The following is a 14,592-nucleotide window of genomic DNA, read 5'->3' as shown; positions in this document are numbered from 1 at the left end:
GGCCGGCGGGGGCGAGGGCGAGGGCGCCGGTGCCGGGGCCTCGGCGGCGTCCGGCCGGGGGCCCGGCCTCCCGCTCCGCGCGGGCCCGGCCGCGCGCCCCGCAGCCGCGGTCCGCCCGCCGGCGGTGGTCCCGGGCGCCGTTCGGCCTGCCGCGGGTGCGGACTGAGCGGGGCTCAGCAGAGCGGCGAAGGCGTCGATCTCGCCGCGGGTCCGGGTGCCGAGCTTGCGCATGGCCCGGTGCTGGTAGCTGCGCGCGGTGGCCGGGGCGACCCCGAGCGCGGCCGCGGTCTCGGCGAGGTTCCGGCCGGCGGCGAGGTGGGCGAGGGCCTCGGCTTCACGGGGTGTCAGCTGCCGGAGCAGCCGGGCCGCCTCCTCCTGGCCGACGGAGGGCCCGGCGGTGCGGCCGGCGGCGGGCCCGGTGGTGGGGCCGCCGACCGCCTTGGCGCGCGTCGCCTTGGTGTTCTTGGCGGCCCGGCCGCGTCCGGCCCGGCCCTTTTCCGAAGAACGGCCCTGGGGTGCGGGTCCGTCGGTCGTGGGGGCGCCGGTGGGGCGCTCGGCGGTCGGCGGCGTGGACATCAGACGCTCCGGGCCGGAGTGGGGGCGGCGAGAGGGCAGGGTCTGAAAATGCGCATAAGCCAATAATCTGGGACACGACGGCGGTTTGCCTCTTCACGGAGCATGGCGAGTCGCCTTGGCACCATGAGGCGCATGACGCAGCTGATGGGCCGTCCGATCGTTCAGGTGCCGGGGGAGCTGGGCACCAGGCCCGTCCTGGCGGACGTGCTCACCGGGGTGCGGACGGCGCTGCTCGGTCTCGCGGGGGTCGCGGTGCCGGTACTCGGGCTCTGGGTGGTGACCCCGTACGCGGACGACGACGCGGCCGGCGCCGTCCGGCTGGCGGGCGCGCTCTGGCTGCTCGGGCACGGCGCGCCGGTGCTGCGGGGCGGCGCGGACGCCCCGCTGACCGTCACTCCGCTGCTGCTCGGCCTGCTGGTGGTGGGGCAGTTGTACCGGGCGGGTGCCCGGGCGGCGGCGCGGCGCGGTCCGCGGCCGCGGTGGAGCGGCCCGCCGGCGGTGTGGTGCGGCTACTGCGCGGTGGCCGCGGCGGTGGTGGCGCACTGTTCGGGCGCCGGGCCGTTCCGCGCGCGGGTGCTGCCGGACGTGCTCGTGGTGACGCTGCTGGCCGCGGCCGCGATGGCGGCCGGTGCCAGGAGGGCGCGCCGCGCGGAGGGCGCGCCGCCCGGCGCGGGCGGGCCGGTGCTCCGGTGGCGGGCGCTGGAGCGGGCGCTGGAGCGGGCGCTGGAACGGGTGCCGGACTGGGCCCGGCCGGCCGGGGGAGCGGCGGTGATCCGGACGGCGGCGCTGGCGGCCGGGGCGGGGCTGGTGGCGGCGGGAGCGGCGGTGCTGGCCGTGGCGGCCGTGCTGGACGCGGTGGCCGGCACAGGCCGGGCGGCGGCGGTGCTCGCCCACGGCCCGGCCGCGGTGGCCGGGCTGCTGCTGCTGAGCGTGCTGCTGCTGCCGAACGCGGTGCTCTGGGGCACGGCCTACGCGCTGGGCCCGGGGTTCGCGGTGGGGGCGGGCACGGTGGTGGCGCCGGGCGGGGCGGTCCTGGGGCCGTTGCCGGAGTTCCCGCTGTTCGCGCTGGTGGCGGAGCCGGGCGGGGGCGGCTGGCGGTCGGCGGCCTGTCTGCTGCCGGCCCTGGCCGGGGTGGCGCCGGCCCTGCTGCTGGGCCGGGCGGCGGCTGACGGCGCGGAGCGTACGGACGTCCGGGCCGGGGCGGACCGGCCGGCCGGGGCGGCGACCCCGTGGCACCCGGCGGCGACGGCCGTCGCCGCGCTGGCGGCGGCGCTGCTGACCGGGGTGGCGGGCGAGGTGCTCGGCCGGCTCTCCGGCGGTGCGCTGGCGGGCGGCCGGATGGCGCAGCTGGGCCCGGCGCCGTGGCGGACGGGCCTGGCGGCGGCGGGGTGGTTCGCCGCGGTGGCGGTGCCGGGAGCGCTGCTGGTGCGGGCCCGGGCGCTGGGCAGGGCGGCGGGCCGTGCGCCGGACAAGGCGGCGGGCCGTGCGCCGGGCCGGGACACCTGTCGGGGCGTCACCGCGGAGGGTGGAGGGGCCTTGGCTGCCGGTGTCAGTGCCGGCAGTGCGCTCGCCGGCCACGCGCGCCGGAGCGCACTGTTGCTGCGCGCCCGTGCGTACGCGCTGGTGCTGCGGCTGGGCCCGCCCGTGGACGGGGTGGGCGGAACGGACGGCGCGGACGGCGCGGACGGTACCGTCTCCGCCTCCCCCGACGAGGACTGACCACCTCGCCACCCCGCCGGCCGAGGGCGACGACCGGCCCACCCGGCGCCGGCTCTCCGGCGGCCCGCTCCCCGGGGGCCCGTTCTCGGGCGGTCGGCTGTCCCGACGGCCCGCTGTCCCGCTGTTCCGATGCCGGCGGCGCCGCTGCCCGTTCTCCCGGGGGAGAGTTTCCCGGGCTACTCGCCCTTGGTCGTGATGTCCACGTACCACTTGGGCGCGAGCCGCTCGCAGTTGTCCGCACCGGTGGCGGTGAGCGAGTCCCGGACGCAGGTGACGTAGTCGTTGTAGTACAGGCTGAGCCCGATCACCGAGGACACGAAGACCACGGTCATCGCGCCGGTGAGCACCCCGGCGAGCGCGGCCGGGGTGAGCGGGTTGGGCGCGGCGGACCCGGTCGCGCCGGCGGGCACCGCGCCGGCCGTGGTCCCGGCCGTGGTCCCGGCCGGCCGGTCGGTGGCCGGCTTGGGGGTGCGCATCGCGCCGATGCCCCAGGCGACGGCGAGCGCGCCGACGAACAGGGCGACGTAGTGCAGCGCGGCGAACGCGCAGACCAGCGAGGCCATGCCGGCCAGCGCCGCGTTGCGGGCCTTGCGCTGGGCCGGGTCGTTCGGGTCGAGCTTGGGCGGCTGCGGGGCGGGCGGCCGGGGGTGCCAGCCGCCGCCCTGGTAGCCGGGGCTCCACGGGTGCGGCGGCGGCACCAGCGGGCGTTCGTCCTGGCCCTCGTCGCCGTCGGGTGCGTGCTGGCCCTCGGCGGGCCCGGGGTTGCGCGGCCGCCACGGCTGGTCCGGGGCATCCGCCGGCGGCGGCGCGAAGGGGTTGCGCTCGCCGGTGTCGTCACCGCTGCTCATGGTTCAGCCATTCCTTCTCGGTCGGTTGGGCGGACGCCCGCGCCACCCTATGATCCCGCAGCCGCCCGCGGGCAGTCCTGCGGCCTTCCGCCCGGCGCGGGCGTCCGGCCCGGTGCCCCCGCCCGCGGGCCGGGGAGATCCCCGTCTCAACTACGCGCGTAGCGACGCCCGGCCGTTTCGGAGGCCGTCCGACCAGCCGTTATCGTGGTGACGGTCAGCAGCTCACAGAGGTTCCCGGGGCCCGCGTCGCGGCGGGTTCTCCTGATGTTCCCCCTTGCTCGACCTGCCGTTCGTAGTGGCCCCACCGCCGGTGGACGTACCAGCGGGCGGCGCCCGACCTACGGAGAAACGCGCAGTGACCGCCGCCCCCGCTCAGCTCTTCCCGCCCCGCACGCCCGGCCCGGCCCGTCTGGTGGTGCTGGTCTCCGGCTCCGGCACCAACCTGCAGGCGCTCATCGACGCCGCCGCCGACCCGGCCTTCGGCGCCGAGATCGTCGCCGTCGGTGCGGACCGTGACGGGATCGCCGGCCTGGAGCGCGCCGAGCGCGTGGGCCTGCCGGTCTTCGTCCACCGGGTGAAGGACTTCCCCGACCGGGCCGCCTGGGACGCCGCGCTGACCGCCTCCACCACCGCGTACGAGCCGGACCTCGTGGTCACGGCCGGTTTCATGAAGATCCTCGGCGCCGGCTTCATCGAGGCCTTCGCCGGGCGGATCGTCAACACCCACCCCGCACTGCTGCCCGCCTTCCCCGGCGCCCACGGCGTCACCGACGCCCTCGCGTACGGGGTGAAGGTCACCGGCTGCACCGTCCACCTGGTCGACGCCGGCGTGGACACCGGGCCGATCATCGCGCAGGGCGTCGTCGAGGTCGCCGACGCCGATCACGCCGATGGCGGCGAAGCGCTGCACGAGCGCATCAAGACTGTCGAGCGCAAGCTGCTCGTCGACGTCGTGGGCCGGCTGGCCCGCGAGGGTCACCGCATCGAGGACCGAAAGGTATGGATCCCGGCATGAGTGCCAGCTCCGCCACCCCCCCTGTCTCCGAGAACGTCCGTCCGCTCCGTCGCGCGCTGATCAGCGTGTACGACAAGACCGGTCTGGAGGAGCTGGCCCAGGGCCTGCACGCCGCCGGGGTCGCCATCGTCTCCACCGGCTCCACCGCCGGCCGGATCGCCGCCGCCGGCGTGCCGGTGACCGAGGTCTCCGAGCTGACCGGGTTCCCGGAGTGCCTGGACGGGCGCGTGAAGACGCTGCACCCCCGCGTGCACGCCGGTGTGCTCGCCGACCTGCGCCTGGAGTCGCACCGCGCGCAGCTGGCCGAGCTGGGCGTCGAGCCCTTCGACCTGGTCGTCGTGAACCTCTACCCGTTCAAGGCCACCGTCGCCTCCGGCGCCACCCCCGACGAGTGCGTCGAGCAGATCGACATCGGCGGCCCGAGCATGGTCCGCGCCGCCGCCAAGAACCACCCCTCGGTCGCCGTCGTGGTCGACCCGGCCCGCTACGGCGACGTGCTGAAGGCCGCTCAGGAGGGCGGCTTCGACCTGGCCACCCGCAAGCGCCTGGCCGGTGCCGCGTTCGCGCACACCGCCGCGTACGACGTCGCCGTCGCCTCCTGGTTCGAGGCCGGCTACGCGCCGAGCGACGAGCGCTTCCCGGAGTTCCTGGGCGCCACCTACGAGCGGCAGAACGTGCTGCGCTACGGCGAGAACCCGCACCAGGGCGCCGCGCTCTACGTGGACGGCACCGGCGGCCTGGCGGGCGCCGAGCAGCTGCACGGCAAGGAGATGTCGTACAACAACTACGTCGACACCGACGCCGCCCGCCGCGCCGCGTACGACCACGCCGGCCCGGCCGTCGCGATCATCAAGCACGCCAACCCGTGCGGCATCGCGACCGGCGCGGACGTCGCCGAGGCGCACCGCAAGGCGCACGAGTGCGACCCGGTCTCCGCGTACGGCGGCGTGATCGCGGTCAACCGCCCGGTCACCGTCGAGCTGGCCGAGCAGATCGCCCCGATCTTCACCGAGGTCGTGGTGGCCCCGGGTTACGAGGAGGGCGCCGTCGAGGTGCTCGCCCGCAAGAAGAACCTGCGCGTGCTGCTCGCCCCGGAGGCCCCGGTCAACCGCCAGGAGGTGCGCCCGATCTCCGGCGGCGTGCTGCTCCAGGAGGCCGACCGGGTGCACGCCGAGGGCGACGACCCGTCGACCTGGACGCTGGCCACCGGCGAGGCGCTCACCGAGGCCGAGCTGGCCGAGCTGGCCTTCGCCTGGCGGGCCTGCCGGGCCGTCAAGTCCAACGCGATCCTGCTGGCCAAGGACGGCGCCTCGGTCGGCGTCGGCATGGGCCAGGTCAACCGGGTCGACTCCTGCAAGCTCGCGGTCGAGCGGGCCGGCGAGCGGGCCAAGGGCGCGTACGCGGCCTCCGACGCGTTCTTCCCCTTCGCGGACGGCCCGGCGATCCTGATCGCGGCCGGCGTCAGGGCCATCGTCCAGCCCGGTGGTTCGATCCGCGACGAAGAGGTGATCGCCGCCGCCGCCGAGGCCGGTGTGACGATGTACCTCACCGGTACCCGCCACTTCTTCCACTGATCCCACCGGTCACACCGGTCCCGGCGGCTCCGCCGGTGACGGTGTGACGGACGCGACGGCCCGGCCCCCGCGAGGGGAGCCGGGCCGTCGCGTCGTACCGGTACGCGCTACTTCTTGATCACCACGGTGCCGGCGGCACGGTCGTGCCAGCCCTGCAGCTTCCCGGTGTTGTCGAAGAACGGGGACAGGTAGACGAGGGTCTGGCCGAGGCCGCACAGCAGGGCGCCGACGCTCGGGATGATGAAGCGGATGAAGCCGCCGCCCACGCCGGGGTTCTGGCCGGAGTTCTCCTTCACGACCCGCAGGCCCATGGCGAACTTGCCCAGCGTCGCGCCGGTAAAGGCCACCAGCAGCCACTCGTAGAGCAGGCCGACGGCCATGAACAGGCCGAACATCACCATCACGGTGGCGAACCAGCCGGTCGCCGCCTGCGTGTTCTGGTGCACGCAGTCGTAGTAGGCGGAGTTGGTGCCGCCGTAGGAGGAGCCGCTGTAGTCGAGCTTCGAGCTGCAGTCCTGCTGGTCCTTGGCGACGCCCATCGCGCCGAGGACGCCGAACACCGCGAAGAGCGCGTAGAGCGCGCCGAAGAACAGGCCGTCGATCAGCCGGGCGGCGAACCGCTGCCCCATGGTGGCGATCTTCACCGTGCCCAGCTGGGCGATGTTGATGTAGCCGTTGTTCGCCTGGATGGTGCCCGGCATCGGCGCGTACCCGTACGCCGGCTGCTGCGGCACGCCGTAGCCCGCGGCCGGCGGCTGCTGGGGGTAGCCGTAGCCCGCGGCCGGCGGGGCCTGCTGCGGGTAGCCGTAGCCGGGCTGCTGCGGCTGGCCGTACGGGTTGTTCGGGTCGGGCGGGTAACTCATCGATGCCTCCGGGCAGGATGGGGACAGGGGACGGGACAGCGGAGGACCCGGACCGGACCGGCGGGACGAGCAGCCGGGCGGATGGGACGATAACGGAGCGCGGTGACATCGGGGGCGCGTGGGAACCGGCACCCGCCGTCGCGGCTCAGGACCGTGGGGACCGTGGGAGTCGTGACGACGGTACGAACAGGAGCATCGACGGCTGCGGTCCTGGCAACGTGCGGCCGTGGCGCTCTGGCGGCACGGCGTGCTGTGGTCGGCTCACTCTGTTCTTCCCCCGGGTACGCCCCGCCGGTGTGTCCGTCGGCCCGTCACCGGGCCGGAGGCGGCAGGGAATGCCCGCTCATCGTCAACCGGACGGCCCGTCGCTGTCCAGCCGCTCCCGCGCACCGGACCGGACTGTGGCGCAACCGCAACGTGGCCCGCACGTTCCGCTCCGGACCGTGGCCGCCCCGGTGCGGGAGGACGAGGTGGTGCCGGGGCTGGCGCGGCCGGTTGCCGGGATCCGGGAGAATGGGGTCATGACTGCCCAGATTCTCGATGGCAAGGCCACCGCGGCCGCGATCAAGTCCGAACTCGCCGCCCGCGTGGCGGCCCTCAAGGCGAAGGGCGTCACGCCCGGCCTCGGCACCGTCCTGGTCGGCGACGACCCGGGCAGCCGCTGGTACGTCAACGGCAAGCACAAGGACTGCGCCGAGGTCGGCATCGCCTCGATCCAGCGCGAGCTGCCCGCCACCGCCACCCAGGAGGACGTCGAGAACGTCGTCCGCGAGCTCAACGCCGACCCCGCCTGCACCGGCTACATCGTCCAGCTCCCGCTGCCCAAGGGCCTCGACCAGAACCCGGTCCTGGAGCTGATGGACCCGGACAAGGACGCCGACGGCCTGCACCCCACCTCGCTCGGCCGCCTCGCGCTGGGCATCCAGGGCCCGCTGCCGTGCACCCCGCTCGGCATCGTCGAGCTGCTGCGCCGCCACGACGTCGAGATCGACGGCGCCGAGGTGGTCGTGATCGGCCGCGGCGTCACCGTCGGCCGCTCGATCGGCCTGCTGCTCACCCGGCGCAGCGAGAACGCCACCGTCACCCTCTGCCACACCGGCACCCGTGACCTCGCCTACCACCTGCGCAAGGCCGACATCGTCGTGGCCGCCGCGGGCGTGCCGCACCTGGTCAAGCCGGAGGACGTCAAGGCCGGCGCGGCCGTGCTGGACGTCGGCGTCAGCCGCAGCGAGGGCAGGATCGTCGGCGACGTGCACCCGGGCGTGGCCGAGGTGGCCGGCTGGATCTCCCCGAACCCCGGCGGTGTCGGCCCGATGACCCGCGCCATGCTGCTGAACAACATCGTCGAGGCGGCCGAGCGCCGCGCCGGCATCTGACACCGGAGGGACGGCGCGGATGAGTGAGCGACCGGTGAGGTCCCGGCGCAGGCCGGTCAAGACCACCGGGACCCTGCCCCCCGAGGGCTCGGCCGCGGCGCTGGGGCGCGAGCACGCGCTGCCGGTGCGCCAGTGGCCGATAACGCTGGTCCTGCTGGTGGTCGGTGCCGGGCTCGCCGTGACCTGGTTCGCCGACTTCAAGGAGGGCTTCAAGTACGGGCTGCTGATCCTCGGCGGCGGCGTGCTGCTCGGAGCCGTCCTACGGCTGGTCCTGCCCGAGGTCGGCATGCTGGCGGTGCGCAGCCGGTTCACCGACGTGATCGTGCTGTCCTTCCTGGGTCTGTCGATCGTGCTGCTGACCCTGGTGGCCCAGCCCAACCCGTGGCTGGAGATCCGGCTGCTGGACAACATCGGCAATCTGATCGGCCGTCCGCGCCACTGACGCGCCCGGCCCTCGACGGCCCCCGCCCGGAGCTCCGGGCGGGGGCCGTTCCCGTGCCCGGGAAATCCCGGCGCACCAGGAGATCATCCGTTGGTATGCTCCGGCCGTTCTCGGGGGGATCGAGTCAGGACGGGACGGCGCCGGACCCGCTGCGGGTGGCGGCCGCGTCCGGCTGCGCGTGTTCCCCCTCCTGCGCTCACACAACGAGGGAGCATCCCTTGGACCCGTCCGGAAGCCGGTCAACGCGCCTGTGCCGGGGCCTCAGTGCCGTCGCACTGGCCCTGGCCACCGGCGCAGCGTCACTGACGCTGGCTCTTCCGCAGGCCGCCGTCGCGGCACCCGCCGGCGAGCCGTCCGCGGAACTGGTGCTGCCGGCCGCGCCGCGCGGCATCCCGGCCCGCGACCAGCTCTTCGTGGCCGGGGACACCGGCCTGCTGCACGCCCGCGAGGGCAGCGATCAGCTGCTGTGGACCAGGTACGACACCGGCGCCACCACCGACACCGGCCTCCGGCTGCCCGCCCCGGTCCCGGCGGGCCTCGACGAGGGCCGGCCGTCGGGCTTCTACCGCGGCAAGCCGGACAACCGCTACGGCACCGGCTCGGACACCGTGGCCGTCCCGGTGGCCGCCACCGGGCAGACTCCGGCCAAGGTCGACCTGTACGACCTGGCAGCCGGCCGGCCGACCGCGCTGGGCTCGGTGGAGCTCCCCGCCGGGCAGACCTACTACGGCACCTACGGCCGGACGGTACTGGCGTACGAGGGCACACCGTCCGCGGTCACCGGCTGGTTCCTGCACCGGCTGGACGGCGGCTCCGTCTCCCACACCAAGGTGGCCCTGCCGGCGGGCGCCACGCTCGCGACCTCGGTGCACGACGGCGACCAGAACTCGGTGATCCTGCGCTACCGCCAGGACGACCTCTCCCACTCCGTCCTGGTGGACGTCGTGACGGGGGCGCTCCTCGCGCTGCCGGACGAGCAGCAGTTCGACTTCTCGTACGACTTCCGGCTGGGCAAGGGGGTCGTGCTGCGGGCACACGGCTCCAACGGGGACGTCGACCACCTCGACCGGGCGCAGCCGCAGACCGTGCTGAGGACGACGTACGTCAGCGGCATCGGCGGCGAGCTGCGGCTGGTCGGCGACCGGCTGGTACGCACCGAGTCCGTCACGCACAGCTCCGGGGACAACCGCGGACGGCCGGTGTTCGCCTCGGCCGCCGGCTCGACCGACGGCTCCGCGGAGATGGTCCTGGAGAGCGCGGACGCCCAGCTGCTGCCCGCTCCGGACGGATCCCTGATCGTGGTGGGCACCGAACACCTGCCCGCCTACGGGCAGCAACGCGACACGAAGGTCTACCGGCTCGCCGCGCAGGCCGGCGCCAAGCCGGCCGTCGCCGCGCTGACCGACGTCCCGGCGGCGCCCGCCACCGTGTTCGGGCTCTCGATCGGCGGCGGCGTGCTGACCACGGCCTCGGACACCGTCGGCTTCCAGCCGGCCATGACCACCGGCTCCTTCCGCAGCTACCGGGTGTCGGGCGACGCCACCCCGGTGAAGCTCTCGGAGACCCTGGACGGCTCGCACAACATCTCCGACTGCTACAGCCACAACGCCGCGTGCACCGAGCTGTGGTCGACCGGTGACGCGCGCTACCTGCAAGGGGACCCGGCGTCCGGCGACAAAGTGGCCGTCCGGAAGGCCGGCACCCAGGATCAGGCCGGCACCGTCGCCACCGGCGGTCTGTACAGCCTGAGGACCGAGGACACCGCGGGCCGGTACGTCGTCGTCGCACAGGCGACGTCCAACTGGCAGGTCAACCGGACGATGATCGTCGGCGACCTGGACACGGGTGACCGGCTGCAGCAGACGGAGCTGACCGCCGCCGCCGTGCAGGGCGACACGCTGTGGAGCGCGAAGCAGGGCACCAACACCGTGAAGGCCACCGACGTCCGGGGCGACTCCGTGCGCGACTCCTTCACCGCACCCTGCCCGGTCACCCAGCTGGAGGCCGTCGGGCGCTTCGTCTCCTGGGGCTGCCAGGACAGCCAGGGCACGCTGCGCACCACCGGCGTGTTCGACACGGCGACCCGTCAGACCCTCTCCGTCCCCGTGCAGGCCACGAACTGGGGCTACGACTGGTCGGGCCGGGAGACGCTGCTGGGCGACGGTTACCTGGTCCGCCAGGACCTCGCCAACGGCAGGCTGCTGCTGGTCGACTTCCACGACGGCATCCGCTCCTCGGGCGGCGAGGGCACCGTCGCGGTCCGCACCCTCGCCGCGGGCGACTACTGGAAGACGGTGCGCAAGCCGCACAAGGCCTGGGCGGTGGACCGGACCGGTTCGAACGTCGTCTGGACCGACCCCGACAACCAGCGCGTCCACGTGGCGAACAACGGGATCCCGACCCCGCCCGCGGGCGACCGCTTCACCGCGGTCGCGCCGTCCCGGTTGCTGGACACGCGGGCGGCGGTGGGGCGTCCGGGCACGGATCCGGTGCCGGCCTTCAGTGAGGTGACGCTGCAGGTCGCCGGTCGTGCGGGTGTGCCGCAGACCGGGGTGAGGGCCGTGGTGCTGAACGTGACGGTGACCGAGCCGAAGGCCGACGGCCACCTCCGGGTCTGGCCCTCGGGCGGTGAGCGTCCCGGCTCGTCCAACCTCAACTGGACCGTCGGCCGGACCGTGCCCAACCAGGTGGTGGTGCCGGTGGGCGACGACGGCAGGGTCAAGCTCTACAACTCGTCCGGGGACACGGCGCACCTGATCGCCGACGTCTTCGGCTACTACTCCGCGGAGCCCTCCGGCGCAGCCTTCACCGCGGTCGCGCCGTCCCGGCTGCTGGACACGCGGGCGGCGGTGGGGCGTCCGGGCACGGATCCGGTGCCGGCCTTCGACGAGGTGACGCTGCAGGTCGCCGGTCGTGCGGGTGTGCCGCAGACCGGGGTGAGGGCCGTGGTGCTGAACGTGACGGTGACCGAGCCGAAGGCCGACGGCCACCTGACGGTGTGGCCCTCGGGCGGTGCGCGTCCCGACTCGTCCAACCTCAACTGGACCGCCGGGCTCACCGTCCCGAACCACGTGGTGGTGCCGGTGGGCGCGGACGGCAGGGTGAAGCTGTTCAACGCCGCGGGGGACACGACCCACCTGATCGCCGACGTCTTCGGCTACTACTCCGACGACCCGGCCGCCGCCACCTTCCACAGCGCCGGACCCAAGCGGATGTTCGACACCCGGACCACCGGCGCGGTCGGGCCGGGCGCGAGCACCACGCTCGACCTGTCCGGCAGCCGCGACCTCGCCCACGCCAAGGCCGTGGTGCTGAACGTGACGGTGACGGAGCCGACGGAGGCCGGGCACCTGACGGTCTGGCCGTCGGGCACCGCGCGCCCGGACGCGTCCAACCTCAACTGGACGCAGGGCAGGACCGTGGCCAACCTGGTGACCGTCCCGGTGGGTGCCGACGGCAAGGTGGAGTTCGCCAACCGCAGCGGGGGCTCCACGCAGGTGATCGTCGACCTCCTCGGCTACTTCGGCTGACGGGGCGTCGCCCGGTCCCGGCGGGCCCCGGAGGCAATGCCTCCGGGGCCCGTCCCGTCCCGGCCGGACCGGGGTGGTCCGCTGTGACGTATCAGCCACGCCCGCACACGCGGCGTACGCTTCGCTTTGCGATAACCTGACGCGGGTCTCTCGATGTCGAGAGACCATCCTCGGCTCCAGTGCGCCGGTGTGCCTGGGGCACCTGGCGATTTGCTGGAGAAGGTAGAAATGACCCGCACCCCCGTCAACGTCACCATCACCGGAGCGGCCGGCCAGATCGGCTACGCGCTGCTCTTCCGCATCGCCTCGGGCCACCTGCTCGGCGCCGACGTGCCGGTGAACCTGCGCCTCCTGGAGATCCCGCAGGGCCTCAAGGCCGCCGAGGGCACCGCGATGGAGCTCGTCGACTGCGCGTTCCCGCTGCTGCGCGACATCAAGATCACCGCCGACGCCAACGAGGCCTTCGACGGCGCCAACGTCGCGCTGCTGGTCGGCGCCCGTCCGCGCACCGCGGGCATGGAGCGCGGCGACCTGCTCCAGGCCAACGGCGGCATCTTCGGCCCGCAGGGCAAGGCCATCAACGACAACGCCGCGGACGACATCAAGGTCCTGGTCGTCGGCAACCCGGCCAACACCAACGCCCTGATCGCCCAGCGCAACGCCCCGGACGTCCCGGCCGAGCGCTTCACCGCGATGACCCGCCTGGACCACAACCGGGCCCTCGGCCAGCTGGCCCAGAAGACCGGTGCCGGCGTCGCCGACATCAAGAAGGTCACCATCTGGGGCAACCACTCCGCCACCCAGTACCCGGACATCTTCCACGCCGAGATCGCCGGCAAGCCGGCCTTCGAGGCCGTCGGCGGCGACCAGGCCTGGCTGGAGGGCGACTTCATCCCGACCGTGGCCAAGCGTGGCGCGGCCATCATCGACGCCCGCGGCGCCTCCTCGGCCGCCTCGGCCGCCAACGCCGCCATCGACCACGTGCACACCTGGGTCAACGGCACGGCCGAGGGCGACTGGACCTCCATGGGTGTCGTCTCCGACGGCTCCTACGGCGTCCCGGCCGGCCTGATCTCCTCCTTCCCGGTCACCACCAAGGACGGCAAGTTCGAGATCGTCCAGGGCCTGGAGATCTCCGACTTCTCCCGCGGCCGCATCGACGCCTCGGTCAACGAGCTGGTCGAGGAGCGCGACGCGGTCCAGGCCCTCGGCCTGATCTGAGCGCGGTAGCACCGAGCCACGCACGGCCCGCCGTCTCCCTCCCGGGAGGCGGCGGGCCGTCGCTCTACACTGACCCCCCGTGAGTGAAACCATTGAGGACGCGGCGCTCGTTCTCGTCTTCATCATGCTGGGCGGCCTCTTCAACGTCGCCGAGATCTCGCTGATCTCCCTGCGGGAGGGCCAGATCCGGTCGCTGGAGGCGCGCGGCACCCGTCGCGCCGCCCGGGCCGCGCACCTGGCGGCCGACCCGAACCGCTTCCTGGCCGCCGTCCAGGTCGGAGTGACCTGCATGGGCTTCCTGTCCGCGGCCTTCGGTGCGGACACCCTGGCGGGCAAGCTGGCCCCGGTGTTCGTCCGGGCCGGCCTCTCCGAGGGCGTCGCCGACGCGGTCTCGCTGGTCGGCCTGACCCTGGTGATCAGCTACGTCTCGCTGGTGCTCGGCGAGCTCACCCCGAAGCGGATCGGCCTCCAGCGCGCCGACTCCATCGCGCTGCTGGCCGCCCCGGTGGTGGACGTGATGTCGGTGGTGCTGCGCCCGGTGATCTGGCTGCTGGGTCACTCCACCAACCTGATGGTCCGCCTGTTCGGCGGCGACCCGGCCGCCGGGCGCGGGTCGATGAGCTCCGAGGAACTGCGCGGCCTGGTCGCCGCCAACACCGAACTCGGCAGCGACGAAAGGGCGTTGATCGCCGACGTGTTCTCCGCGGGGGAGCGCCAGCTGCGCGAGGTGATGGTCCCGCGCACCGAGGTGACCTTCCTGGACGCCGAGCGCCCGCTCGCCGAGGTCCGCGAACAGGCGAGCTCCTCGCCGCACTCCCGCTACCCGGTGGTCGAGGGCAGCTACGACGCCGTGACCGGCTTCGTCCACGTCCGCGACCTGTACGGGGCCCGTGGCGAGCAGGCCGCGAAGGTCCGCGACCTGGCCCGCCCGGTCAAGCTGCTGCCCGGCACCAAGCGGGTGCTGGAGGCGATGGGCGAGATGCGCCGGGAGGGCCACCACCTGGCCATCGTGGTCGACGAGTACGGCGGCACCGCCGGCATCGTCACCCTGGAGGACCTGGTCGAGGAGGTGATCGGCGAGATCCGGGACGAGTACGACCGGCCGGAGACCGCCGCCACCCGCCGGCTGGCCGGCGGCGGCATGGAGCTCGACGGCCTGCTGAACCTCGGCGACTTCACCGAGGAGACCGGCGTCACCCTGCCCGAGGGGCCGTACGAGACGGTGGCCGGCTGCCTGGTCGCCGCGCTGGGCCGGCTGCCCGCCGACGGCGACCAGGTCAGGATCCCGGTCGGCGACGAGGAGGTGCGCCTGACGGTGGCCAAGTTGGAGGGCCGGCGGATCGCCCGGGTCAGGGTGAGTGCGGTCACACTGGCGGAACCTCCAGGGGCGGACGTTTCCTGAGCGACCGGTGTAACTGGAACAATGGC

General features: G+C 74.2%; 11 protein-coding genes. 8 read left to right on the top strand and 3 right to left on the bottom strand.

The window, feature by feature from the left end:
* Positions 1–576, bottom strand: a 576-nt coding sequence (locus J5Y04_RS36295; protein ID WP_209416793.1) for a LuxR C-terminal-related transcriptional regulator, incomplete at its 3' end; no start/stop codon positions are given.
* A gap of 132 nt (positions 577–708) precedes the next feature.
* Between J5Y04_RS36295 and J5Y04_RS36290 the strand changes: the two genes are divergently transcribed.
* Entirely contained in the window at positions 709–2,295 is a 1,587-nt protein-coding gene (locus J5Y04_RS36290) for a DUF6350 family protein (protein WP_209416792.1), read from the top strand.
* A 176-nt stretch (positions 2,296–2,471) separates the two neighbouring features.
* Here J5Y04_RS36290 and J5Y04_RS36285 read toward each other — a convergent pair whose 3' ends face one another.
* On the bottom strand, positions 2,472–3,143 hold the full coding sequence (locus J5Y04_RS36285; protein ID WP_209416791.1) for a hypothetical protein: 672 nt from the start codon (positions 3,141–3,143) through the stop codon (positions 2,472–2,474).
* A 355-nt stretch (positions 3,144–3,498) separates the two neighbouring features.
* On the opposite strand from J5Y04_RS36285, the gene purN reads away from it, so the two are divergent.
* Both purN and purH read left to right on the top strand, forming a co-directional pair.
* The gene (gene purN, locus J5Y04_RS36280) at positions 3,499–4,158 is read left to right on the top strand and encodes a phosphoribosylglycinamide formyltransferase (RefSeq protein ID WP_307853479.1); all 660 of its coding nucleotides are present in this window, start codon (positions 3,499–3,501) and stop codon (positions 4,156–4,158) included.
* On the top strand, positions 4,155–5,732 hold the full coding sequence (purH, locus tag J5Y04_RS36275) for a bifunctional phosphoribosylaminoimidazolecarboxamide formyltransferase/IMP cyclohydrolase (RefSeq protein WP_209416790.1): 1,578 nt from the start codon (positions 4,155–4,157) through the stop codon (positions 5,730–5,732). The genes purN and purH overlap by 4 nt, the downstream gene beginning before the upstream one ends.
* 107 nt (positions 5,733–5,839) lie before the next feature.
* Here the strand turns inward: purH and J5Y04_RS36270 are convergent, their stop codons facing one another.
* Positions 5,840–6,595, bottom strand: a complete 756-nt coding sequence (locus tag J5Y04_RS36270) for an RDD family protein (RefSeq protein ID WP_209416789.1) — start codon at positions 6,593–6,595, stop codon at positions 5,840–5,842.
* 521 nt (positions 6,596–7,116) lie between these two features.
* Between J5Y04_RS36270 and J5Y04_RS36265 the strand changes: the two genes are divergently transcribed.
* The 5 genes from J5Y04_RS36265 to J5Y04_RS43775 all read left to right on the top strand — a co-directional run bounded on the left by J5Y04_RS36265 (position 7,117) and on the right by J5Y04_RS43775 (position 14,566).
* A complete protein-coding gene (locus tag J5Y04_RS36265; RefSeq protein WP_209416788.1) occupies positions 7,117–7,971 on the top strand; it encodes a bifunctional methylenetetrahydrofolate dehydrogenase/methenyltetrahydrofolate cyclohydrolase in 855 nt (284 codons plus the stop codon).
* Positions 7,972–7,990: 19 nt separating this feature from the next.
* A complete protein-coding gene (locus tag J5Y04_RS36260; protein WP_148644447.1) occupies positions 7,991–8,413 on the top strand; it encodes a DUF3017 domain-containing protein in 423 nt (140 codons plus the stop codon).
* 218 nt (positions 8,414–8,631) lie between these two features.
* A complete protein-coding gene (locus J5Y04_RS42495; RefSeq protein WP_245206157.1) occupies positions 8,632–11,943 on the top strand; it encodes a hypothetical protein in 3,312 nt (1,103 codons plus the stop codon).
* Positions 11,944–12,171: 228 nt separating this feature from the next.
* On the top strand, positions 12,172–13,164 hold the full coding sequence (locus J5Y04_RS36250; RefSeq protein ID WP_209416787.1) for a malate dehydrogenase: 993 nt from the start codon (positions 12,172–12,174) through the stop codon (positions 13,162–13,164).
* Between the two features lie 79 nt (positions 13,165–13,243).
* A complete protein-coding gene (locus tag J5Y04_RS43775; protein ID WP_209416786.1) occupies positions 13,244–14,566 on the top strand; it encodes a hemolysin family protein in 1,323 nt (440 codons plus the stop codon).
* Positions 14,567–14,592: the final 26 nt, after the last annotated feature.

Source organism: Kitasatospora sp. RG8 (assembly GCF_017813315.1).
Classification (GTDB): Bacteria; Actinomycetota; Actinomycetes; order Streptomycetales; family Streptomycetaceae; genus Kitasatospora.
Note: the sequence above shows the minus strand (reverse complement) of the source record. Positions and strands in the feature narration are given on the sequence as shown.